The following is a 21,490-nucleotide window of genomic DNA, read 5'->3' on the forward strand; positions in this document are numbered from 1 at the left end:
GGTGGGCGGGTGGGCACACGCCCGAGGCCCGAACCACCCCGAACCGGGCACGCCGCAGGGGCCCCGGGCGTTACCGTGGTGGACCCGGTCGAGCGACCACGGCAGCGGAAGGGAGCCTTCGAGATGGGGCGTGCACGGCGCGCGCGCAGGATCGCCCAGCAGGCGGCCTACGGCGGCGGAGTGGGGGTGGCGGGCCTCGGAGCCCTCAGCCTCCTCGGCTACGGCCTGCTCCGCGCCGAGGCCCACATGGCCCGGCGGATCGTCGGGCAGCCGTTCGAGGGCGCTCCAGAGGACAGCGGCACCTACGGTTCCGGCCACGGCCTGCCGGTGCAGTTCCTCGTGCTCGGAGACTCCACCGGGGTCGGGATGGGTGCCGACCACCCGCACCAGACCATCGGCGCCACCATCGCGAGCGGGATCGCCGCCTTCAGCGGACGGCCCGTCGAACTGACGAACGTCGCGGTCATCGGCGCCGAGTCGCCCGACCTCGACGAGCAGGTGGAGCGTGGCCTGGCCGCCGTGCCGGAGCCCGACGTCGCCGTCATCATGGTCGGCGCCAACGACGTCACGCACCGCATCGACACCTCGGTCGCGGTCCGCCACCTCGAGATGGCCGTGCGGTCGCTCCGAGAGGCGGGCGCCGAGGTCGTCGTCGGCACGTGCCCCGACCTCGGGGCCATCGAGCCGGTGCCGCAGCCGCTGCGGCTGCTCGCCCGCCGCTGGTCGCGAGACCTCGCGGCCGCCCAGACGGTCGCCGTCGTCGAGGCCGGTGGCCGGGCGGTGTCGGTGGGCGACCTCCTGAGTGAGGCCTTCTCCGCCGAGCCCACCGTCATGTTCAGCAAGGACCGCTTCCACCCGAGCCCGGCCGGCTACGCCCGTGTCGCGGCCGCCCTGCTCCCGACGGTCAGTGCCGCGCTCGACCTCTTCGGCGAGCGGAGCGCGCCGACCGAGCCCAACCTGCGGCGCGGCGAGAGCGTCGGACCCGTCGCCAAGGCCGCGATGCGGGCGGTCACCCAGCCCGGCACCGAGGTCGCGCCGGCCGAGGTCGACGGGCAGGCCCGTGGCGCCCAGGGCCGATGGGCCGTACTGCTCCACCGCATCCGTCCGGCCGTGCCGCTGCACGCGCCACCCGGCCTCGGCGAACCCGCGGCGCCCCCCGTCGACGCCGCCGGACCGGACGCCGGTCCTGTCCGGGGCGCGACCGCCGAGCCCACCGGCGACGACACCCTCTCGGAGGACACGGCCTCGGATGAGACGGCCTCAGAGGAGACGGCCTCGGCGGAGACGGCCTCGGAGGACAGCCCGACGCGGGACACCGTCGCGCGCTAGCCACGACGGCGAAGGGCCCGTCCGCGTGCTGCGGACGGGCCCTTCGTGGGAGTGCGAACGGCTGGGTCAGCCGATCTTCATGATCTCGGAGGCGGCGGGCGCCTTGATGCCGAGGTCCTCGTTCCACTTGGAGAAGTCGAGCTGGCCCGGGCTGTCGGACGAGCCGGTGAAGCGCACGACCTCGAACTTGTCCTTGGAGACGTAGAGCGCGCCCTCGGCCTTGCCCTTCTTGTCTGTGAGCACCCAGCACGGCACGCCGTTGACGTCCTCGGTGGCGACGTCCTTAGCGAGCTGGCTGGGCGTCACGGCGCCGAAGGCCTTCTCGAGGAAGGTCTTGAGGCTGAGGCTCTCGGTCATGGCACCGGCCGAGGTCGGGGCCTTGATGAACTTGTTGCCGGCCTTCTGCACCGACGCGGGAGCACCCTGCTTCTTCCAGAACTCGGCGTCGGCCTGGATGTAGACGGCGTCGGAGAGGGAGATGACACGGGCCTTGCCGTCACCCTCCATGTCGATGGTGATGTCGGCGTTCTTACCGTCGCTCGTGCCCTTGAAGTCGATCTTGATCGTCTTGCCGCTCTGGTCGACCTGACCCACGAAGGCGCCGGACTTCGCCGCAAGAGCGCTGGTCTTGGCCTTGCTGAGGATCTCGGACGCCTCGGGGGCGTCGCTCGCCGCCGAGGTGGTCGAGGTGGACGAGCTCGCGGCGGGCGTGGTGCCGCTCGAACCGGTCGCCGGGGTCTCGGACTTCGAGCACGCGGCCGCGCCGAAGCTGATCGCGATGGCGCCGGAGACGGCGACGGCGCGGGTCGTGAAGGTCTTCATGTGGGTGGTGCCCCCTGATCGTCGGAGGTCCGGGTGAGCCTCCGGACCGGGCCGGCGCTGGCGAGCACCGACAACCCGGTCAGCCTAGCGGGGTGGCGGCGAGACACAGGTCATGGGCGGTGCCCTGTCCAACAGGTGCGAGGACGTCCTACCATCGACGGACTGAGCAAGCGCTTAGTGGATCCCTCCCGATGAAGTAGCAGGAGAACCCCCGTGACCGAAGCCGTCATCGTCTCGACCGCCCGCTCGCCGTTCGGGCGCGCCTTCAAGGGCTCGCTCAAGGAGGTCCGCCCCGACGACCTCGCCGCCACCGTCATCCAGGCCGCGCTCGACAAGGTCCCCGGCCTCGACAAGACGCTCGTCGAGGACCTCTACCTCGGCTGCGCCGAGCCGTCGGGCAAGCACGGCTCCAACATGGCCAAGGTCGTCGCCACCCTGCTCGGGCTCGACGCCACGCCGGCCGCGACGATCAACCGCTTCTGCGCCTCCTCGGCCCAGACCACCCGGATGGCCTTCCACGCCATCAAGGCCGGCGAGGGCGACATCTTCGTCTCCGCGGGCGTCGAGTGCGTGTCGCAGTACACCGACTGGGCCGGCGCGGGCGGCGCCAAGGCCGATGCGCAGAACCCCCGCTTCGCCGAGGCGCAGGAGCGCACCAAGCGCATCGCCGAGTCCAACGAGACGTGGACCGACCCGCGCGAGCAGGGCGACCTGCCCGACATCTACATCGCGATGGGCCAGACGGCCGAGAACGTCGCGACGGCGTACGGCATCTCCCGCGAGCGCCAGGACGAGTGGGGCGTCACCTCGCAGAACCGCGCCGAGGCCGCCATCGCGCGCGGCTTCTTCGACTGGGAGATCACGCCCATCACCACGCCCGACGGCACCGTCGTCACCAAGGACGACGGCCCCCGCGCCGGTGTCACCCTCGAGGCGGTCCAGGGCCTGAACCCTGTCTTCCGCGAGCAGGGCACCGTCACGGCCGGCAACTGCTGCCCGCTCAACGACGGCGCCGCCGCCCTCGTCGTCATGAGCGACACCAAGGCCAAGGAGCTCGGCCTCACGCCGCTCGCCCGCGTCGTCTCGACCGCCGCCACCGGCCTCTCGCCCGAGATCATGGGCCTCGGCCCGGTCGAGGCGAGCAACCTCGCGCTCAAGCGCGCCGGGCTCTCGATCGGCGACATCGACCTCTACGAGATCAACGAGGCGTTCGCCGCGCAGGTCATCGGCTCGGCCGACCAGATCGGCATGGACTACGACAAGCTCAACGTCAACGGCGGCGCCATCGCGATCGGCCACCCGTTCGGCGCGACGGGCGCGCGCATCACCGGCACGCTCATCAACGCGCTGCGCGAGACCGACGGCCAGTTCGGCCTCGAGACCATGTGCGTCGGCGGCGGCCAGGGCATGGCCGTCATCTTCGAGCGCCTCAGCTGACGCCCCCATCGAGAAAGCAATCCGTCCGCCTCCGGGCTCGGTTCATCCGAGATCCGGGGCGGACGGATTGCCTTCTCGATGTACGTGGACCGCGGACGGATTGCTTTCTCGATGGTCAGAGGGAGTGGCGTATGCCGGCGAGATCGGCCGCGACCGTGGCCGGGTCGGTGCCCGGCCGGGTGACGAACAGGTCGTGGACCATGACGGCCAGCTGGTCCATCACGACAGCCGGGCCGAGGTCCGGCACGTCCCGGGATGGCGCCCCTCGCGCGCCCGCCACCCGGTCGGCGAGCTGCTGAACGACGAGGCGGACGGCCGGCATACGCGAGAGCGCGTGGTCGAGCGGCAGCTGGTGCCACCGCTCGACCACGCGCCGGAGCTCGTCGGACACCTCCCGCGGGGTCGGCGAACCCGCGCGAGGAGGTGCCGGAGGGGTCACGCGGTCAGTCGCGCAGACGCGCGAAGAGGCGGACGAACTCGATGTAGAGCCAGACCACCGACACGATGAGTCCGTGCGCGAGCAGCCAGGAGTACTTGGCCGGGGCACCGAGACGCACCGCGTGGTCGATCGAGTCGAAGTCGAACGCCAGCGACCAGGCCGCGAGGCCGACGCCGAGGATCGACAGGCCGATGCCGAGCATGCCGCTGCCGCCGAAGCCCCAGCCGCCCAGCACTCCGGTCCACTGGAGCACGAGCTGGAGCAGCATGAAGAGGGCGTAGCCGATGACCATGAAGGTGAAGATGCGCCGGGTGCGGCTGTTCACCTTGACGAGGCCGAAGGCGTAGGCGGCGTACATGCCGGCGAAGGTGCAGGCCGTGGCGAGCACCGCCATGAGGACGACGCCCTTGTAGTTCGGGATCGTGTTGATCGTGTAGCTGAACGCCCCGAGGAACGCGCCCTCGACCGCGGAGTACAGCACGATGAGCGGCACCGAGACCGTCTTCATGAAGGCGATCGCGAGGCCCAGCACGAGACCGATGACCATGCCACCGAGCCAGATCGGGCGGGCGAGGCCGGGCGAACCGGACACCATCACCCACGTCACGGCTCCTGCGGCGACCAGGAGGGCGAAGAGCCCGAGGCTCTTCATGATGACGTCGTCGAGCGTGACGCGGCCGGTGTCGACCGGGCCGGCGCTCTGGCGCGCGTACATGTCGTTGAGCTGCTGCGCGGACATCGCGTCCTGGGTTGCGTAACCCGTGGTCGCGGCCTGCGTGGGGGCGCCCGGCTGCTGCGGACTGCCCTGGGGAGCGCCGAAACCGGCGTAGCGCTCCTTCTCGATCTGCTTGTTCAGCCGGTCGAAGACCGGGTTTCCACCTGCCATGTGAGTGCGCTCCTCGAAGCACTGGGTGCCACGACCCGCTCATGGGCGTGACGACTGTCCCCAACAGTAAGCGAACGCACCCCACCGATAGGTTCCCGGAGCCCCCGGACACGCGGCGGCCGGGACGTCGCCCGCACGGCGGAACGGCATACTGGGGCCCGCGCCCCCGTGGCCCAATCGGCAGAGGCAGGCGACTTAAAATCGCCAACGGTGAGGGTTCGAGTCCCTCCGGGGGTACGTGGACAGGGACGGTCGTCCGGGCACGGTTCGGTAACGGCCGCGCCCACCCCTTGGGCGTGGCTCGGCACCCACCACGCCGCTCCACCTAGAATGGCGGCCGAGAACGAGGTCCAGGGGCTTGATCCGTCGCTCCTCCAGGGCCTGCGCCGCGTCGGCGACGCGGTCCCCTCAACCGAAGGAGCAAGCGGGTGCTGGAGCATCGTGTCGCGGGGGCGACGACGACTGCTCCCTCACGCACGGGTGGGACCACTCGTCCGACCCTCACCGGGGCGGTCGCCGACTTCGGAGCCGACTTCGCCGCCCGCTTCACCGCTGCGCTGCAGCGCAGCTGGGCCGACCCGATGGTCCGCCGGGGCACCGTGGGCACCTCGCTCGTCGCCGCCGGCTCGATCAGCCCGGCGTTCCTGCCCGGTGACACGTTCGAGACGCCGGTCTCGCCCCTCATCGGGCGCTTCGGCCTCGAGTGGCTCGGCACCGGCGCCGGCCGCGTCGTCACCACGGTCCTGCTCGCCGTCGGGCTCGCGCTCCTCGTCGACGCCTGGCTGCGGATGCGCCCGGTCCACGGCCGCAAGGCGCCGTCGCTCGCGTGGCTGCTCTGGAGCCTGCCGATCATGCTCGCGCCGCCGCTCTTCAGCCGCGACGCCTACAGCTACGCCGCCCAGGGCAAGATCGTCTCCCGCGGCATGGACCCGTACGCCGTCGGCCCCTTCTGGGTGCCGGGGCCCTTCGCCGACCAGGTCGACCCGATGTGGGTGCAGACCCCCGCGCCCTACGGTCCGCTCGCGCTGCAGGTGCAGCACGCCGTCGTCCAGGTCTTCCCCGACCACGCGTATGCCGCCGCCGTCGCCATGCGCGTCCCGGCCCTGCTCGCGGTCGGGCTGCTCGCCTACGCCCTGCCACGTCTCGCGGAGCGCTACGGCGTGAGCGGCCGGCACGCCCTCTGGCTCGGCGTGCTCAACCCGCTCGTCATCATGCACTTCATCGGCGGTGCCCACGGCGACGCCGTCATGGTCGCACTCGTCGCGTTCGCCCTGCTCCTCGCCAGCCGCGGGCAGCTCGTCGTCGCGTCGATGACCCTGGCCGCCGCTGCCACCTACAAGCAGACGGCTGTGCTCGCGCTCATCGGCATCGTCGGGATGGCCCTGCAGGCGCAGAGCGACCTCGCACCCGGTGCCGCGGCCCGGCTGCGTGCGATGGTGCGCCACGGCCTCGTCCACGGCGGCGTCATGGTGGTCACCTTCGCCACCATCACCCAGCTCACCGGTCTCGGCTGGGGCTGGGTGCCCAACCTCTCGGTGCCGGTCTCGCTGCGCTCGATGCTCTCGCCGCCCACCTTCGTCGGCAGCGTCGTCGAATGGCTCATGCGCGTCGGTGGCATGCCCGAGAGCGTGGCCGCTGCCCCCGTCCCGATCGCCCAGACCATCGGCCTCGCCGCAGGCCTGGCCGGCATCGCCTGGATCACGTGGCGGGTGGCCCCACGCAACCCGGTGCTCGCGACGGCCGCCGCGATGCTCGTGCTGTGCGCCTCCGGCCCGGTCATCCACCCGTGGTACCTCCTGTGGGGTGGCGTGCTCCTCGCGGCCGTCCGGCTGTCGGCGGTCCACATGCGGGCGGTCGTCTTCGCAACGCTCTTCTTCGTCACCTACGGCGTCGTCGACGCCACCGTGTCCAACGGCACGTGGGCCCTCGGCGTCTCGGCCGCCCTCTGGATGGCGGGCCGCCTCCGCGCCCACCGTCGCCGCGTGCACGAGCAGTCCGACGAGCCGGTGCTCGCCGTAGCCCTCCCACGCGCCTGACGCTGGCTATCATCGGCGCGTGGTCAGGGAGACAGGGGAGCGCTTCGTCGCGCGCGCACGGCGCTGGGCGCTCGACCTGCCGCCGCTGGCCCTGTTGACGGGTGGCTTCCTCGCCGTCCTGCTCGTCTCGGGGCTCTTCGGGGGCCTGCGCGAGGTCGACACCGACCCGGCCGGCACCGTCACCGCCGGGGTCCCCGTGGAGACCGAGCCGCTCACCGTCACCGTCAAGGACGCGTACTGGGTCACGGCGTTCCCCGAGGCCGCCGACTCCCCCGACAGCGCTGACAGCGCTGACAGCTCTGACAGCGACCGACGGATCTACCCGGACGAGCCCACCCGAGGGCGCTTCGTCGTCGTCGAGGCGACCGTGCTCAACACGTCCGACGAGACCGTCGACTACGACGTGCTGCGCGAGGCCGTCTCGCTCGACGGAGCCCAGGGCTTCGCGTCCACGCGCGACACGGCCCTCGTGCCGGCGGCGCAGGCCCGGCCCACGTACGTCTACACCATGCCCGAGAAGCGGATCTTCGGCACGGCCCAGCCGGGCGTGACCTACACGGTGGCCTACCTCTGGGACCAGTCGGCGGCCGTGCCGCTCCCCCAGCGCCTCACGGTCGCCGTCAACGGCCACACGTGGCGCGAGGACACCCTCGACTTCCACCTCGGCTGGAAGGACCCCGCCGTCGACGCGACCGGCCCCTTCGCCGTGCCCGAACGGCGGGCCTCATGAGGCTGCCGCGGCCGCGCCGCTCGACCTTCGGCGTGGGCGCCCTCGTCGTCGCCGGCCTCGCGGTGACCCAGTCGCTCGACGCGCTGCTCCCGTCGGCGACCGGCGCCGACTTCGGCACCGGGGCCCAACGTCCCTTCGTCCGCGAGGGGATCGTGGGCACGCCGATCGCCCTGCGCACGGGCGACCTCACCGTCAAGGCGGTCGAGGGCGCCACGACGCTCGAGGAGAGCGGCGCCTACCCCGTCACCACCGAGGCGGTCTTCGTCGTCGTGCACTTCACCTGGAAGCCGCAGCGGGAGAAGGGCACGATCGCGGTCGCCGAGGTGGCCGGGGGCGACGACCGCGTCTTCCGGGCCACGTCGATCGGGTCGGGACGTGACGGGGTGACCTGCCCCTTCCCGCCGCCCGGGGTCACCGCCGAGTGCACCGCCGTCGTCGAGCTCCCCCGCGACGCGCTCCCCGGCGCGTCGGTCACGCTGTCCACCAACGCCATCGACGAGGGCCTCGACGACGTCGCCCGCGTCGACCTCGGGGTCGACGCGGCAACCTCGGGCTCGTGGGGACGGGGCCGCACGGCGACCGTGTCGTCCGGGCTGGTGGGTCTCTCGTGAGCAGCGACGAGGCGGGCAGCGAGACGGGCAGCGAGACGGGCAGCGAGACGGGCAGCGAGACCGGCAGCGAGACGGGCAGCGAGACGGGCAGCGAGACGGGCAGCGAGACCGTCGCCCCGAGCCGGCGCAGCTGGTTGCGCCGCAACCGGGTCGGGCTCGTGCTCCTGCCGATCGCCCTCGCTGCCGCTCTCGCCGGCAACGCCGAGCGCCTGCAAACGCTCTGGTGGGAGGACGCCCTGCACGCGCCGCAGCGCCCCGACTCCGCCGGCGTCGCCCACTTCGTCGACGCGTACGACGACGGGCACCACGCGTGGCCCATCCGCCCGGCTCTCTCGCTCGTGTCGGTCGCCCGCGTCGACTCCCTGCCCGGCTCCGACGGAGAGCCACGCCCCGTGACGCTGCCCACGGGTGCAGTGCTGCACAAGGTGACCCTGCACGTCGAGGCCGACCCGAACATGATCCTCACCGGGTGCACCCTCGCCCTGGCCGACGAGGACGGCACCCGCTGGGAGACGGGGTCGCGCGCCTTCGAGGTCGACGCCTCCGAGCCGTTCTCGCCGTGCACGCCCGACGACCACCCCGGCCCGGGCTGGCTGCCGAAGGACGAGCAGCCGGTCGTCGAGGCCGACGAGGTGCGCCCGGCGGGCTACGACGTCGACTCCTACGTCGTGACGCCGGCGGACGCGCGGCCCACGCAGGTCTGGGTCTGGTGGGACGAGCCGCGCTTCGCTGCGCTGCCGATCACCTCGACCGACGAGGGCTGAGCCCGCACCAGCGACGTCGGCGACGCCTCAGGCCTGCGCGGGCACCGGCGCGTCGGGCGTCGCGGTCAGCGCAGCTGTCGCCTCCGCCACGTCGCGGCGCATGATGATGCGGTCGACGGCGGCGGCGATGAGTCCCACGAGCAGCACCGTGTAGCAGGCCATCTGAGCCACGTTGAACCACGGCATGAAGGCGAGGCCCGTCGAGGCGTCGACGGGGCCGCGGGCGAGGCGCAGGAGCTCGCCGACGCCCCAGTGCACGCCGCGCGCCACCATGAACACGACGCAGAAGAGCAGCATCGGCACGAGACCCGCGACGACGAGCAGGCGTACGCCGTCGGCGAAGGTGCGGAAGCGGTCACGCAGGTCGGCGGTCGCGTTGCGGCCGAGCCGGCGCACCGGAGCCGGCACGCGCTGGGTGCGCGACGCGACGGCGTCGACCGACCGGCGCCACCTGCCGACGGGCACCTCGCCCGCCCCCGCAGCGGATGCCGGGCCGCCGGCTGGACTGAGGGCCGGCGCGGCGATGCGGTCACGCCGCCCGTAGGCCACGGCCCCGACGGTGAGCCAGGCGATGGGGACGACGACGAGGTCGGCCCCGTTGGCGAGCACGCCTGCGACCGCGTCGACGACCGCCTTGACCGGCACGCCGACCGGCCCGAGCACCTCCACCACCCGGTGCCAGCCGTCGAGCGCCCAGACGGTGAACGCGCGCGAGTCGCGCCAGCCGGCGAACTTCTGGAACAGCTGGTCGGCGTAGACCGCGAGGGAGAAGAGCCAGAAGATCTCGACGTAGGCCGCGAACAGGCCGACGCCCGTGTGCTTCTCGGCGAGCTCGAAGCGGTTGATGAGGCGGCGCAGCACGAACGCCACGACGATGACGCCGAGCAGGAACGCCCGGTCGCCGATGATGAAACGCATCGGCCCGGTGTCGGAGCCGTAGAAGAGGTCGGCGCTCACCCGGAACTCCTGGAAGGCCGCCTGGTTGATGAACTGGCGACGGTCGGCCTCGAGGAAGCCCTGCGCCGAGTAGACGGTGAGGAACGGCACGAGCATGCTCGCCAGCAGGCCCAGCCGGCCCCCTGCGGCGCCCCGGCGTCGCGCCTGCCGAGTGGATGCGCCGGCATTCGCGTCACCGGTGGCCGGGGCGGTCGCGAAGCTCGCGTGCCGCAGCGACGGGGAGAGCGTGCGCAGCATGAAGATGATCGCGGCGAGCGTGCCGATGGGGGCCAGCGGCAGCAGCAGCTGCGCGACCAACGGGTGCTGGTCACTCACCTCCACGGCCGCCCAGATGACGCCTCCGCGCACGGCCGCACCGAACAGGAAGAGCACGAGCAGGACCGGAAGGTGCCGCCATGCCAGTCGCAGGCCGTCGACCACCACCGACGAGGCGTCGCGCACCCCTGACCACACCCTGTCCACGGGCGCAGTCTAGGGTCGGCGCGCGACGCTGAGGGCGATGCCGTCGAGGATGTCGTGCTCCGAGGTGATGACCTCGGCGATCCCCGCCCGGTCGGCGACGCGCTCGACGACGCGCCGCCACACGAGCGCGCCGGCGCCGATGACGTCGACGCGGCCGGGGTGCATGTAGGGCAGCGCCGCCCGGTCGGCACGGGTCATCGCGAGCAGGTCGTCGCACGCGGCGAGCACGTCGGCCACCGGGGCGTGGCTGAGGTGGATGCGCTCGGGGTCGTATGCCGGCAGGCGGAGCAGGTGCGCCGTGATCGTCGTGACGCTGCCGGCGAGGCCCACCAGGGCCGAGACCCCCTCGAGGGGCACCGTGGACTCCGCGACGTCGAGCGCCGCGTCGATGTCACGGGTGGCCGCGGCGATCTCGTCCGCGGAGGGCGGGTCGCTGACGAGGTGGCGCTCGGTCATGCGCACGCAACCGATGTCGACCGACCGCGCGGCCTCGACGTGGTCGGTGCCGCGGACCAGCTCGGTCGATCCCCCACCCAGGTCGACCACGACATACGGACCCGGGACGCCTTGCGCCGCAAGGCCGCCCGTCGCTCCCGCGAAGGAGAGCGCGGCCTCCTCGTCGCCGGACACGACCTCGGGAGACACCTCGTCGCCGTAGTGCTCCTGGAAGGCGGCGCGCACGCCCTCGATGAAGTCGGCGGCGTTCTTCGCGTCGCGGGAGGCCGAGGTGGCCACGAAGCGGACGGCGGCGGCTCCGAGCTCTCGGCACGCGGCGGCATACTCACGCGTGACGGCGAGAGTGCGCTCCATGGACTCGGGGGCGATGACCCCGGTGCGGTCGACACCGTGGCCTAGCCGCACGATCTCCATCTGGCGTCGCACGTCGGTGAGGGCGCCGGTGGACGGGTCGACGTCGGCGACGAGCAGGCGGATCGAGTTGGTGCCGCAGTCGATCGCGCCGACGCGCACGGTGCCCTCAGCCATCGGCGCGGCCCGTCGCGGCGGTGCCGGCGGTGTCCCCGGTGGTGTCGCCGGCGGTGTCCCCGGTGGTGTCGCCGGCGGCGTCGGTGGTGTCCTCGGCGGCGTGCTGGGCCGCGCACGACATCGGCTGCCACCACTCGTCGAGCATCGCGAGCGCCTCGTCGCCGAGCGGGTTCACGCCCGGGCCCGCGGCGAGCGAGTGTCCGACGAGCACGTGGAGGCACTTGACGCGCGTCGGCATGCCCCCGGCGGAGATGCCGTCGATCTCGGGCACGTCACCGAGCTCGGCGCGCTGGGCGAGGTAGTGCTCGTGGGCCCGGGCATAGGCCGCCGCGAGCTCGCTGTCGTGCCCGAGCCGCTCGGTCATCTCCTTCATGACCCCGCTCGTCTCGAGCGTGCTGATGGCTCCGGTGAGGCGGGGGCAGGTGGCGTAGTACGTCGTCGGGAAGGGTGTGCCGTCGGGCAGGCGGGGCTCGGTGCGCAGCACGTCGGGCTCGCCGCAGGGGCAGCGGTGGGCCACCTCGGCGACGCCACGGGGCGTCCGGCCCAGCTGCCGCTCCACGGCGGTGAGGTCGGCGGGGTCGACGGGGTCGACGGCGGGACGGGAGGGACGTGCGGGGTCGCTCACTCGGCACTCACTTGGGGTTCACTCCTGGGACTGGCTGGGCCTTCGGACCGGTGCCGCACCAGTGTGCTCCTTCCGGCGCCACCCGCGGGTGGCAGCCGGCCGTGGTCACTTGCGCGCGACGCCTGCGGTCGGTCGGTCGGCGATCTGGACCGACTGCCACACCTTGCCGTACCAGGGCGCCGAGGAGTTGGCCAGGGGTGCTGCGACGACGGGACGCTCGGCGGCCGGCGCGCTCTTCTCGTTGGCCGCGGGGTCGATGACGGTGTAGGCGCGGTCGCCGACGCGCACGAACTTGAGTCGCTCGCGCGCCTGCACCTCGATGAAGGCGGGGTCCTTCCACAGAGCGGCCTCGCGCTCGAGCTGCTGCACCGTCTGCTGCTGCTGGGCCACCTTCTCCTGCAAGGCCGCCGCGTCGCCGCGCTGCTGCACGAGCGAACGCAGGGTCGGCACGATCGTCACGGCGAGCATGACGACGATGCCGAGGAGGATCGCTCCACGCACCCAGGCCGTCGACGCGGACGGCGGCGTGGCCTGCGGCGTGCGCGGGCGGGCGGCGAGCGCCGGGCGTTCCTTGCCCGCACCGGGTCGGCTCTGCCGGGAGGCACCCGGCCGGGACTGGCCGGGACGGGTGCCCGACGCCTTGGCGGCACCCGTGCGGGGCGTGGACCGTCCCGAACCGGTACGAGCGCCGGCCGCGGGGGTGCTGCCCGTACCCGTCGACGAACGGGGGGTGCTGCGCGGGGCCGAGGGACGCGCGGCGGCCGGGCGCGCGCCGCCGCCCGGGCGGCCCGTCGACGACGGGCGACCCGGGCGGGACGGCGTGCGGTCGGCCATCGGGCTCAGCCCTGCGACCCGAAGCGGCTCGCGTCGAAGCGCGGGAACGCGCCGGCGCCGGCGTAGACCGCGGCGTCGTCGAGCTCCTCCTCGATGCGGAGCAGCTGGTTGTACTTCGCGACGCGCTCGGAGCGGGCCGGGGCGCCGGTCTTGATCTGGCCGCAGTTCGTCGCGACGGCGAGGTCGGCGATCGTGACGTCCTCGGTCTCGCCGGAACGGTGGCTCATCATGCAGCGGTAGCCGTTGGTCTGCGCGAGGGTGACCGCGTCGAGCGTCTCGGTGAGCGTGCCGATCTGGTTGACCTTGACGAGAAGGGCATTGGCCGTGTTGCTGCTGATGCCGCGGCCGAGGCGCTCGGGATTGGTGACGAACAGGTCGTCGCCGACGAGCTGCACCTTGGTGCCGAGCAGGTCGGTCATGGACTTCCAGCCGTCCCAGTCGTCCTCGTTGAGGGGGTCCTCGATGGACACGAGCGGGTAGGCGTCGACAAGCTCGGCGTAGTAGGCGACCATCTCGTCGGCCGACTTGCTCGCGCCCTCGAACGCGTAGGAGCCGTCCTCGAAGAACTCGGACGCCGCGACGTCGAGCGCGAGGCCGATGTCGCGGCCGGGCTCGTAGCCGGCGGCCTTGATCGCCTCGAGGATGAGGTCGAGGGCAGCCCGGTTGGACTCGAGGTTGGGGGCGAAGCCGCCCTCGTCGCCGAGGCCGGTGGCGAGGCCGCGCTCGCTGAGCACCTTCTTGAGCGCGTGGTAGACCTCGGTGCCCCAGCGCAGCGCCTCGCGGAAGGTGGGCGCGCCGATCGGCGCGATCATGAACTCCTGGATGTCGACGTTGGAGTCGGCGTGCGACCCACCGTTGAGGATGTTCATCATCGGGACGGGCAGCACGTGCGCGTTCGGGCCACCGACGTAGCGGAAGAGCGGCAGGCCGGCGGACTCGGCGGCGGCGTGCGCGACGGCGAGCGAGACGCCGAGGATCGCGTTGGCGCCGAGCGTCTCCTTGTTGGCCGATCCGTCGAGGGCGAGCATCTCGGCGTCGATGAGCCGCTGCTCGCTCGCGTCGAAGCCGACGAGGCGCGGGTTGATCTCCTCGATGACGGCGTCGACGGCCTGCTCGACGCCCTTGCCGAGGTAGCGGCCCTTGTCGCCGTCGCGGCGCTCGGACGCCTCGAAGGCTCCGGTCGAGGCGCCCGACGGGACGGCCGCGCGAGCGAACGTGCCGTCGTCGAGACGGATCTCGACCTCGACGGTGGGGTTGCCGCGCGAGTCCAGGATCTCGCGGGCGCCAATCTCCTCAATGCTGGCCACTGGCTCTCCTGTGCTGTGCTGCTCGTGCTGGCGCGCTGCCGGGTTGGCCCGGCCAGGTCGACGAGCAGGGGGTGGATGGGTCCGGGGTGCTCGGCGGCCTTCGGCTGGTGCGAGCGGGACGCGACGTTGCGAACCGGGCGCACACCGAGCACAGGTGTCGGGATCGAGCGTAGCCCGTGGCGTCGGGCGCCGGACGGAGCGACCCGGCATACGGGCGGGTAGCCACGCGAGACCGCCGGACGACGGTCATTCAGCTCGGGGCCGCGGACGAAAGCCACACATCGGACAGTCCAAAGTTTTTTACTCTTTCCTTACCAATCGCTGACCAGACCGAGGCATACTCCAACTAACCATCCGGGGGGGTGGAGCTCTACGTGGCTAGGGCACCGAGGGGTGCCGGGGGTGGGGTGTTGTCATGGGTCAGCCCATGCGCGAAGCGGGGGTAGTTCTGCTCGATGTGAGTGCGCGTCCGGTGACGCAACCTCAGAGCGAGAGGAGTCGCGGCCAGCGTCTCCTGCAGCTGGGGATCGCGGGGGGCGATCTGGTGATCATCACCGCTGCGACGGCGCTGGCCGCGATCGGCCGAACCGGCCTCGAGGTCTTCGACGTCGCCAACGACGTCAACCAGGTGGCGCAGTCGGTCGGTCTGTGGATCGTGGCCGCGTGGATGCTCGCGAACCTGCTCTCGGGCACCTACACGAGCAGCCACCTCGGCGTCGGCACCATCGAGTACGCCCGGGTGTGCAGCGCGGCGGGTCTCACCGCCGGCGCGATCGGCATCCTCAGCTACCTCACGAAGTTCAACCTCTCCCGAGGCTTCTTCGTGCTGATCTTCGCGATCGGGGTGCCCACGGTGCTGCTCTGGCGCTGGTATGCACGGCGCCTGGTCCACCGGGCGCACGCCCGCGGCCGGCTGCTGACCCGGGTGCTCATCTCGGGCTCGGTCGCCCACGTCGACGACGTCGCCGCCGTGCTCGAGCGCGAGGCCTGGCTGGGCTTCCGCATCGTCGGCGCGCTCATCCCGTCGTCGCAGCCGCTGCGGGCCACCCCACGTGGGGTCCCCGTCGTCGGCACGACGAACCACACCGCCGAGTCGGTGCTCGCCGAGAAGGCCGACATGGTCGTCTTCACCGAGGGCGCCTTCCCGTCGGCCGTCGACTTCCGCCGCATCGCCTGGGACCTCGAGGGCCACCACGTGCAGATGGCGGTCGTCCCCAGCCTCAGCGACATCTCGACGGGCCGCATCGCGATGCGTCCCGTCGGCGGGCTGCCGCTCGTCCACGTGGGCCAGCCGCAGAGCCTCGGCGCCTCCCGCGGCCTCAAGCGAGCGTTCGACCTGCTCGGCGCGACGGCGCTGCTGCTGCTCGCCTCGCCCGTCATGCTCGCCTTCGCCATCGCCACCAAGCTCCAGGACGGCGGGCCGGTCCTCTTCCGGCAGACCCGGGTCGGGCGCGACGGCGTGCTCTTCGAGTGCCTCAAGTTCCGCAGCATGGTCGTCGACGCGGAGTCGCAGCTGCCCGGCATCACGCACCTCAACCAGAACAGCGACGGCGTGCTCTTCAAGATCGCCCGCGACCCGCGCGTGACGAAGGTGGGCGCCCTCATGCGCCGCCTGTCCATCGACGAGCTGCCCCAGCTGATCAACGTCGTGAACGGCGACATGAGCCTCGTGGGACCCCGACCTGCTCTGCCGGCCGAGGTGCGCCGCTACGTGCCGGACGTCCAGCGACGGCTGCACGTTCGTCCGGGTGTGACCGGCCTGTGGCAGGTCTCCGGGCGCAGCGACCTCTCGTGGGAGGACACCGTGCGCCTCGACCTCTACTACGTCGACAACTGGTCGCTCGTGCAGGACCTGTCGATCCTGGCCAAGACCGTCCACGCGGTCGTCAGGCCCCGCGGCGCCTACTGACGGCGCGGCACCACTCGAGACCCGGAAGGGGTCGCGTCGCTTCACCCGGTCGACGCGGCCCCTTCCGTCACTTCCGCTCGTGCCGAGGGCGTATGCCGTCAGGCGACGTCGCCGCCGACCGCCTCGCTCGCGGCAGCGAGGCCGCGCAGCGTCTCGCGCAGGGCGGCCTCCGCGTCGACGCCCTCGGCGCGGGCCCGGCGGACGAGGGCGAGCAGCTCGGATCCGAGGCCACTCGTCTCGACGGCGGCGTCGACGAGGTCGTCGCGACCGGCCTTGTGCAGGCGTGAGACGTACTTCTCGGCGCGCGCCAGCGCCGGCAGCGAGTGCGGCACGCCCTCCACAGGGTGCGTGCGGTGCTGCTTCTCCTCGGCCTTGATCGACTCCCAGTTGGTGGCCACGGCGTCGGCGGTGTCGGCCTCGACGTCGGCGAAGACGTGGGGGTGGCGGCGCACGAGCTTGTCGACGAGACCGCCCGCGACGTCGTCGATGCCGAACGGCTCGCTCGGGTGCTCCTCGGCGACGCGGGACTGGAACGCGACCTGCAGCAGCAGGTCACCGAGCTCCTCCTGCATGTGGGCCGGGTCGCCGCTCTCGATGGCCTCGATGGCCTCGTGCGCCTCCTCGAGCAGGTAGGGCACGAGGGAGGCGTGGGTCTGCTCGGCGTCCCACGGGCAGCCGCCCGGCGAGCGCAGCCGGTCCATGACGGCGACGACGTCGAGCAGGCGCGCGCCCGGCACGTCGAAGGAGCCGATGAGCAGCTCGACGTCGGGCGGCTCGGGAAGCCGGGTCACCTCGACGGCGACGGCGTCGCTGAGTCCGGGGTCGCCGTCGGACGAGCCCACCCAGACGACGTCGCCCTCCTCGGCCGCGGCGACGAGGTCGCGCGCGAGCTCGGCGGGATGGCCCTCCTCGCGCTCGCGCACCTCGACCCCGGCCTCGACGACCGCCGCGACCTGGGGCTCGTCGGGACGGCCCCAGACGGCATACGCCTGCCCGAGGATCGTCCACGCCTCGCGCGTCAGGAGCCCCGGCGCGATGCGGGGTGTGGTGACGAGCAGGACGAGGCGACCGGGCACGGCGACGGGAAGGTGCGAGCGGCTACTGGCCCGGGGTGCCCGTGGCACCGCCCCCGGGCGGCGCCGGGTTGGAGTCGGGCTTGAGCCAGTTCGGCGTCGTCTGGCCGATGGTGAAGTAGACCGGACCCTGGTCGGACTGCACGACCGAGCCGTACTTCGGGTTGACGGAGATGTCGGCTCGCTTGAGGTCGGCGCGGTAGGCGGCGACGTCGGCGGGCGTCATCTTCTGCGACTGGATGAGGGCGACCGCCTCGACGAACTCCTTCGTCGTGTCGGTGGCGCCGGGGATCGAGGCGATGACCGAGGCGTAGGTCTCGTCGGGCTTCCAGCTGCCCGACTTCGCGACGGCGCTCTTGAGCAGCGGCGCGGCGACGAGGGCCGTGACGACGATGTTCTCGGCGAAGTCGAGCTTGGCGGCCTTGAGCTGGTCGAACGTCTCGCGCACGTCGGACTCGTGGATGACCTCGCCGTTGACGACGGCGGCGGCCTGCTGGCGGGTCTCGAAGCCGCACCCGCCGAGCAGCGACACGGCACCGAGGGCGGCGATGCCGACGACGGCGACGCGCCTGGTGGGACGGGCAGACCAAGCCTTCACTGATTTCCTCCTCTGGCGGATGCGTCTGACATCCTACGGGGCGCCCACGGCGGATCTCGCCGACCCCGACGAAGCGGTGGCCGCCGCGCCGGCGGAGGCGATGTCGTCGAGCAGCACGGCGGAGATGAGCTGGCGGGCCCAGGTCAGCACCTCGACGTCGCGCAGCGGCTTGCCACCGACGCGGGCCGTCATCGGGGCCGGCACGAGGATCGTGCCCAGCGCCTCCTTGACGATGGTGCCCGGGTAGAGGCGCCTGAGCCGCAGCTGCTGGCTTTCTCGCAGCTCCTTGACCGGGCCGAACCGCACGACCTTGCCCTGCACGCCGATGTCGCCGATGCGGGCCTGGCGGGCCACCACGCGCAGACGGGCCACCTCGAGGAGGTTCTCGACGGGCTTGGGCGGGGCGCCGTAGCGGTCGCGCAGCTCGGCCGCGATCTCGTCGACGGCCTCGAAGGTCTCGACGGTGGCGAGCTTCTTGTACGCCTCGAGGCGCAGCCGCTCCCCCGGCACGTAGTCGTGTGGCAGGTGCGCGTCGACGGGCAGCTCGATCTTGATCTCGGCCGGCACGTCGACGGCGTCGCCGCGGAAGTCGGCGACGGCCTCACCGATGAGCCGCACGTAGAGGTCGAAGCCGACGCCCTGGATGTGTCCGGACTGTTCGCCGCCGAGCAGGTTGCCGGCGCCGCGGATCTCGAGGTCCTTCATCGCGACCGCCATGCCGGACCCGAGGTCGGTGTTGCTCGCGATGGTGCGCAGGCGGTCGTGCGCCGTCTCGGTCATCGGCTTCTCGGGCGGGTAGAGGAAGTAGGCATAGGCCCGCTCACGCCCGCGCCCGACGCGTCCGCGCAGCTGGTGCAGCTGGCTGAGGCCGAGCATGTCGGACCGCTCGACGATGAGGGTGTTGGCGTTGGAGATGTCGAGGCCGGTCTCGACGATGGTCGTGCAGACGAGCACGTCGAAGCGCTTCTCCCAGAAGTCCTCGACGACCTGCTCGAGCCGGTGCTCGCCCATCTGGCCGTGGGCCGTGGCGATGCGAGCCTCGGGCACGAGCTCGCGCAGGCGGCTCGCCGCCTTCTCGATCGAGCTGACCTTGTTGTGCACGAAGAAGACCTGGCCCTCGCGCAGCAGCTCGCGGCGGATCGCGGCAGTGATCTGCTTCTCGTCGTAAGCGCCGACGAAGGTGAGCACCGGGTGGCGCTCCTCGGGCGGCGTCGCCAGCGTCGACATCTCACGGATGCCGGTGACGGCCATCTCGAGCGTGCGCGGGATCGGGGTGGCCGACATCGACAGCACGTCGACGGCGGTGCGCATCGTCTTGAGCAGCTCCTTGTGCTCGACGCCGAAGCGCTGCTCCTCGTCGATGATGACGAGTCCGAGGTCCTTGAACTTCACGTCCTTGGCGAGCAGGCGGTGGGTGCCGATGACGAGGTCGAGGGTGCCGTCGGCCATGCCCTCCATGACCTCCTTGGCCTCCTTGTCGCTCTGGAAGCGAGAGAGCGAGGCAACCTTGACGGGGAACTGTGCGTAGCGCTCCGAGAAGGTCTGCTGGTGCTGGCTCACGAGCAGCGTCGTCGGCACGAGCACCGCGACCTGCTTGCCGTCCTGGATGGCCTTGAACGCCGCACGAACCGCGATCTCGGTCTTGCCGTAGCCGACGTCGCCGCAGATGAGGCGGTCCATCGGGACCTGCTTCTCCATGTCGGCCTTGACCTCGTCGATGCTGACGAGCTGGTCGGGCGTCTCGACGAAGGAGAAGGCGTCCTCGAGCTCGCGCTGCCACGGGGTGTCGGGGGCGAAGGCATGGCCCTTGGTGGCCTGGCGCGCGCTGTAGAGGCGGATGAGGTCGGCCGCGATCTGCTTGACGTAGCGCTTGGCCCGCGACTTCGTCTTGGACCAGTCGGACCCGCCCATCTTGTTGAGCGTGGGCTCCTCGCCGCCGACGTACTTGGTGACCTGGTCGAGCTGGTCGGTGGGGACGAAGAGGCGGTCGCCGGGCTGGCCGCGCTTGCTCGCGGCGTACTCGATGACGAGGTACTCGCGCGTCGCGCCGGCGACGGTGCGCTGCATCATCTCGACGAACCGGCCGACACCGTGCTGCTCGTGGACGACGTGGTCGCCGGGCCGGAGCTGGAGGGGGTCGACCTGGTTGCGCCGGCGCGACGGCATACGCCGCATGTCCTTGGTGGACGTGCCGCTGCCGGGCTGGCCGGTGAGGTCGGTCTCGGTGAGCACCTCGATGCGACCGGCCTCGTGGACGAAGCCACGCACCAGCGGCGCCGTGGTGACGTGGACGGTGCCGGCGGTGAGGGTGTCGTCGCGCGACGTGTCGAGGGCCTGGACCGCGACCTCGTTCTCGCGCAGGACCTCGGCGACGCGCTTGGCGAGGCCGGGGCCCTCGGTGACGACGGCGACGGCCCAGCCCTCGCGCACCCGCTCGCGCAGGTGCTCGACGGTGCGCTCCGTGTCGCCCCGGAAGGGCTCGGGGTCGGTGGTGCGCACGGCGACGCGCTCGTCGACGTCGTCGTCCTCGATGACGAGGTCGGCGTCGGCCACGAAGGGTGTCAGGGTCCACCAGGCCCGACCGGTGGCCTCGGCGTGCGCCCGCACCTCGGCGATGGACCAGTAGGAGGCGCTGCCGAGGAGCGACTGGAGGTCGACGGGCACCTCGTTGCCGGCCGCCGCGTTGGCCCAGCTGGCCTCGAGGAACTCGGCGCTGGTGGCGACGAGGTCGTGCGCGCGGCGGCGCACCCGCTCGGGGTCGGAAACGAGCACGACCGCGCGCTCGGGCAGGACGTCGAGCACCGACTCCATGCCGTCGACGAGGGCGGGTGCGAGGGACTCCATGCCCTCGACGGCGATGCCCTCGGCGACCTTGGAGAGCATCTCGGAGACGCCCGGCAGCTGGTCGGCGAGAGCGCGTGCCCGCGCGCGCACCTGGTCGGTGAGGAGCAGCTCTCGGCACGGCGGGGCCCACAGGCCGTGGTCGGCGATCTCGAGGGAGCGCTGGTCGGCGACCTTGAACCAGCGCACCTCCTCGACGGTGTCGCCCCAGAACTCGATGCGGACCGGGTGCTCCTCGGTGGGCGGGAACACGTCGAGGATGCCGCCGCGCACGGCGAACTCGCCGCGCCGCTCGACGAGGTCGGTGCGGGTGTAGGCGGCGGCGACGAGGGCGTCGACGACGTCCTCGAGGGGCCGCTCGTCGCCCGCGCGCAGCGCGACGGGCACGAGGTCGCCGAGCCCCTTGGTCAGGGGCTGCAGGAGGGCGCGCACCGGCGCCACGACGACCGACAGGGGGCCGTATGCCGTGTCGTCGGGGTCGGGGTGGGCGAGCCGTCGCAGCACGGCGAGGCGCCGGCCGACGGTGTCGCTGCGCGGCGAGAGTCGCTCGTGGGGCAGGGTCTCCCACGACGGGAAGACGGCGATGCGCTCGCTCGGCAGGAAGAGCCCGAGAGCGGTCTCGAGGTCCTCGGCCTCACGGGTCGTCGCAGTGACGACGACGAGGGGCGCGGCGTCGGCCGGTCCCGAGGCGAGGCTCTCGGCCTGCCGGGCGAGGGCGGCCACGAGGAAGGGGCGCGAACCGTCGCTGGCGGAGACGTCGACGAGCCGGGTGCGACCCACCTGGTCGAGGACGTGGCGGACATCGGGGAGCGCCCTGAAGGCGGACAGCATTGGGTGCGGCATCAG

At 72.3% G+C, this 21,490-nt stretch carries 18 protein-coding genes and 1 tRNA gene; 8 read left to right on the forward strand and 11 right to left on the reverse strand.

Annotation, left to right across the window (positions count from 1 at the left end; all coding sequences use genetic code 11):
• The first annotated feature begins 123 nt into the window (after window positions 1-123).
• The gene (locus ACYVNR_RS17035) at window positions 124-1,329 is read left to right on the forward strand and encodes an SGNH/GDSL hydrolase family protein (protein WP_082080686.1); all 1,206 of its coding nucleotides are present in this window, start codon (window positions 124-126) and stop codon (window positions 1,327-1,329) included.
• 66 nt (window positions 1,330-1,395) lie between these two features.
• Here the strand turns inward: ACYVNR_RS17035 and ACYVNR_RS17040 are convergent, their stop codons facing one another.
• Window positions 1,396-2,151 carry a hypothetical protein gene (locus tag ACYVNR_RS17040; RefSeq protein ID WP_461049602.1) on the reverse strand — a complete coding sequence of 252 codons (756 nt, stop codon included), beginning with the start codon at window positions 2,149-2,151 and terminating at the stop codon, window positions 1,396-1,398.
• Between the two features lie 213 nt (window positions 2,152-2,364).
• On the opposite strand from ACYVNR_RS17040, the gene ACYVNR_RS17045 reads away from it, so the two are divergent.
• Window positions 2,365-3,588, forward strand: coding sequence for an acetyl-CoA C-acetyltransferase (locus tag ACYVNR_RS17045; RefSeq protein ID WP_045187688.1), 1,224 nt, complete (start codon window positions 2,365-2,367; stop codon window positions 3,586-3,588).
• A 115-nt stretch (window positions 3,589-3,703) separates the two neighbouring features.
• Here ACYVNR_RS17045 and ACYVNR_RS17050 read toward each other — a convergent pair whose 3' ends face one another.
• Entirely contained in the window at window positions 3,704-3,979 is a 276-nt protein-coding gene (locus ACYVNR_RS17050) for a hypothetical protein (protein ID WP_461049604.1), read from the reverse strand.
• A gap of 52 nt (window positions 3,980-4,031) precedes the next feature.
• The gene (locus ACYVNR_RS17055; protein WP_045187692.1) at window positions 4,032-4,913 is read right to left on the reverse strand and encodes a Bax inhibitor-1/YccA family protein; all 882 of its coding nucleotides are present in this window, start codon (window positions 4,911-4,913) and stop codon (window positions 4,032-4,034) included.
• A 162-nt stretch (window positions 4,914-5,075) separates the two neighbouring features.
• On the opposite strand from ACYVNR_RS17055, the gene ACYVNR_RS17060 reads away from it, so the two are divergent.
• From ACYVNR_RS17060 to ACYVNR_RS17080, 5 genes are all read left to right on the forward strand, one after another.
• Window positions 5,076-5,150 (forward strand) — tRNA-Leu (locus ACYVNR_RS17060).
• A 191-nt stretch (window positions 5,151-5,341) separates the two neighbouring features.
• Window positions 5,342-6,949, forward strand: coding sequence for a polyprenol phosphomannose-dependent alpha 1,6 mannosyltransferase MptB (mptB, locus tag ACYVNR_RS17065; RefSeq protein ID WP_461049607.1), 1,608 nt, complete (start codon window positions 5,342-5,344; stop codon window positions 6,947-6,949).
• A gap of 19 nt (window positions 6,950-6,968) precedes the next feature.
• On the forward strand, window positions 6,969-7,679 hold the full coding sequence (locus ACYVNR_RS17070) for a hypothetical protein (RefSeq protein WP_461049609.1): 711 nt from the start codon (window positions 6,969-6,971) through the stop codon (window positions 7,677-7,679).
• Window positions 7,676-8,290, forward strand: coding sequence for a hypothetical protein (locus tag ACYVNR_RS17075; RefSeq protein ID WP_045187699.1), 615 nt, complete (start codon window positions 7,676-7,678; stop codon window positions 8,288-8,290). The genes ACYVNR_RS17070 and ACYVNR_RS17075 overlap by 4 nt, the downstream gene beginning before the upstream one ends.
• Window positions 8,287-9,054: a hypothetical protein gene (locus ACYVNR_RS17080; RefSeq protein ID WP_461049611.1), complete on the forward strand. Its 768-nt coding sequence runs from the start codon at window positions 8,287-8,289 to the stop codon at window positions 9,052-9,054. Before ACYVNR_RS17075 ends, ACYVNR_RS17080 begins: the two co-directional genes overlap by 4 nt.
• Before the next feature lie 27 nt (window positions 9,055-9,081).
• Here the strand turns inward: ACYVNR_RS17080 and ACYVNR_RS17085 are convergent, their stop codons facing one another.
• The 5 genes from ACYVNR_RS17085 to eno all read right to left on the reverse strand — a co-directional run bounded on the left by ACYVNR_RS17085 (window position 9,082) and on the right by eno (window position 14,223).
• Window positions 9,082-10,473: a hypothetical protein gene (locus tag ACYVNR_RS17085; RefSeq protein ID WP_461049613.1), complete on the reverse strand. Its 1,392-nt coding sequence runs from the start codon at window positions 10,471-10,473 to the stop codon at window positions 9,082-9,084.
• A gap of 9 nt (window positions 10,474-10,482) precedes the next feature.
• Entirely contained in the window at window positions 10,483-11,457 is a 975-nt protein-coding gene (locus tag ACYVNR_RS17090) for a Ppx/GppA phosphatase family protein (protein ID WP_461049615.1), read from the reverse strand.
• Window positions 11,450-12,082, reverse strand: a complete 633-nt coding sequence (locus tag ACYVNR_RS17095) for a DUF501 domain-containing protein (protein ID WP_461049617.1) — start codon at window positions 12,080-12,082, stop codon at window positions 11,450-11,452. The genes ACYVNR_RS17090 and ACYVNR_RS17095 overlap by 8 nt, the downstream gene beginning before the upstream one ends.
• A 105-nt stretch (window positions 12,083-12,187) precedes the next feature.
• Complete coding sequence (locus ACYVNR_RS17100) at window positions 12,188-12,916, reverse strand: FtsB family cell division protein (protein ID WP_458802379.1); 729 nt, start codon at window positions 12,914-12,916, stop codon at window positions 12,188-12,190.
• 5 nt (window positions 12,917-12,921) lie between these two features.
• Window positions 12,922-14,223: a phosphopyruvate hydratase gene (gene eno / locus ACYVNR_RS17105; protein WP_045191546.1), complete on the reverse strand. Its 1,302-nt coding sequence runs from the start codon at window positions 14,221-14,223 to the stop codon at window positions 12,922-12,924.
• Between the two features lie 544 nt (window positions 14,224-14,767).
• Here eno and ACYVNR_RS17110 point away from each other — a divergent pair.
• Window positions 14,768-16,132, forward strand: a complete 1,365-nt coding sequence (locus ACYVNR_RS17110; protein ID WP_461049620.1) for a sugar transferase — start codon at window positions 14,768-14,770, stop codon at window positions 16,130-16,132.
• A 98-nt stretch (window positions 16,133-16,230) separates the two neighbouring features.
• Here ACYVNR_RS17110 and ACYVNR_RS17115 read toward each other — a convergent pair whose 3' ends face one another.
• Genes ACYVNR_RS17115 through mfd form a run of 3 tightly spaced genes read right to left on the reverse strand, consistent with a single transcriptional unit; the run spans window position 16,231 to window position 21,487 of the window.
• Window positions 16,231-17,208 carry a nucleoside triphosphate pyrophosphohydrolase gene (locus ACYVNR_RS17115; RefSeq protein WP_461049622.1) on the reverse strand — a complete coding sequence of 326 codons (978 nt, stop codon included), beginning with the start codon at window positions 17,206-17,208 and terminating at the stop codon, window positions 16,231-16,233.
• A gap of 22 nt (window positions 17,209-17,230) precedes the next feature.
• On the reverse strand, window positions 17,231-17,803 hold the full coding sequence (locus tag ACYVNR_RS17120; RefSeq protein WP_082080971.1) for a hypothetical protein: 573 nt from the start codon (window positions 17,801-17,803) through the stop codon (window positions 17,231-17,233).
• A 33-nt stretch (window positions 17,804-17,836) separates the two neighbouring features.
• Window positions 17,837-21,487, reverse strand: coding sequence for a transcription-repair coupling factor (gene mfd / locus ACYVNR_RS17125; RefSeq protein ID WP_461049624.1), 3,651 nt, complete (start codon window positions 21,485-21,487; stop codon window positions 17,837-17,839).
• Window positions 21,488-21,490: the final 3 nt, after the last annotated feature.

The sequence above is a fragment of the Terrabacter koreensis genome, assembly GCF_054783315.1.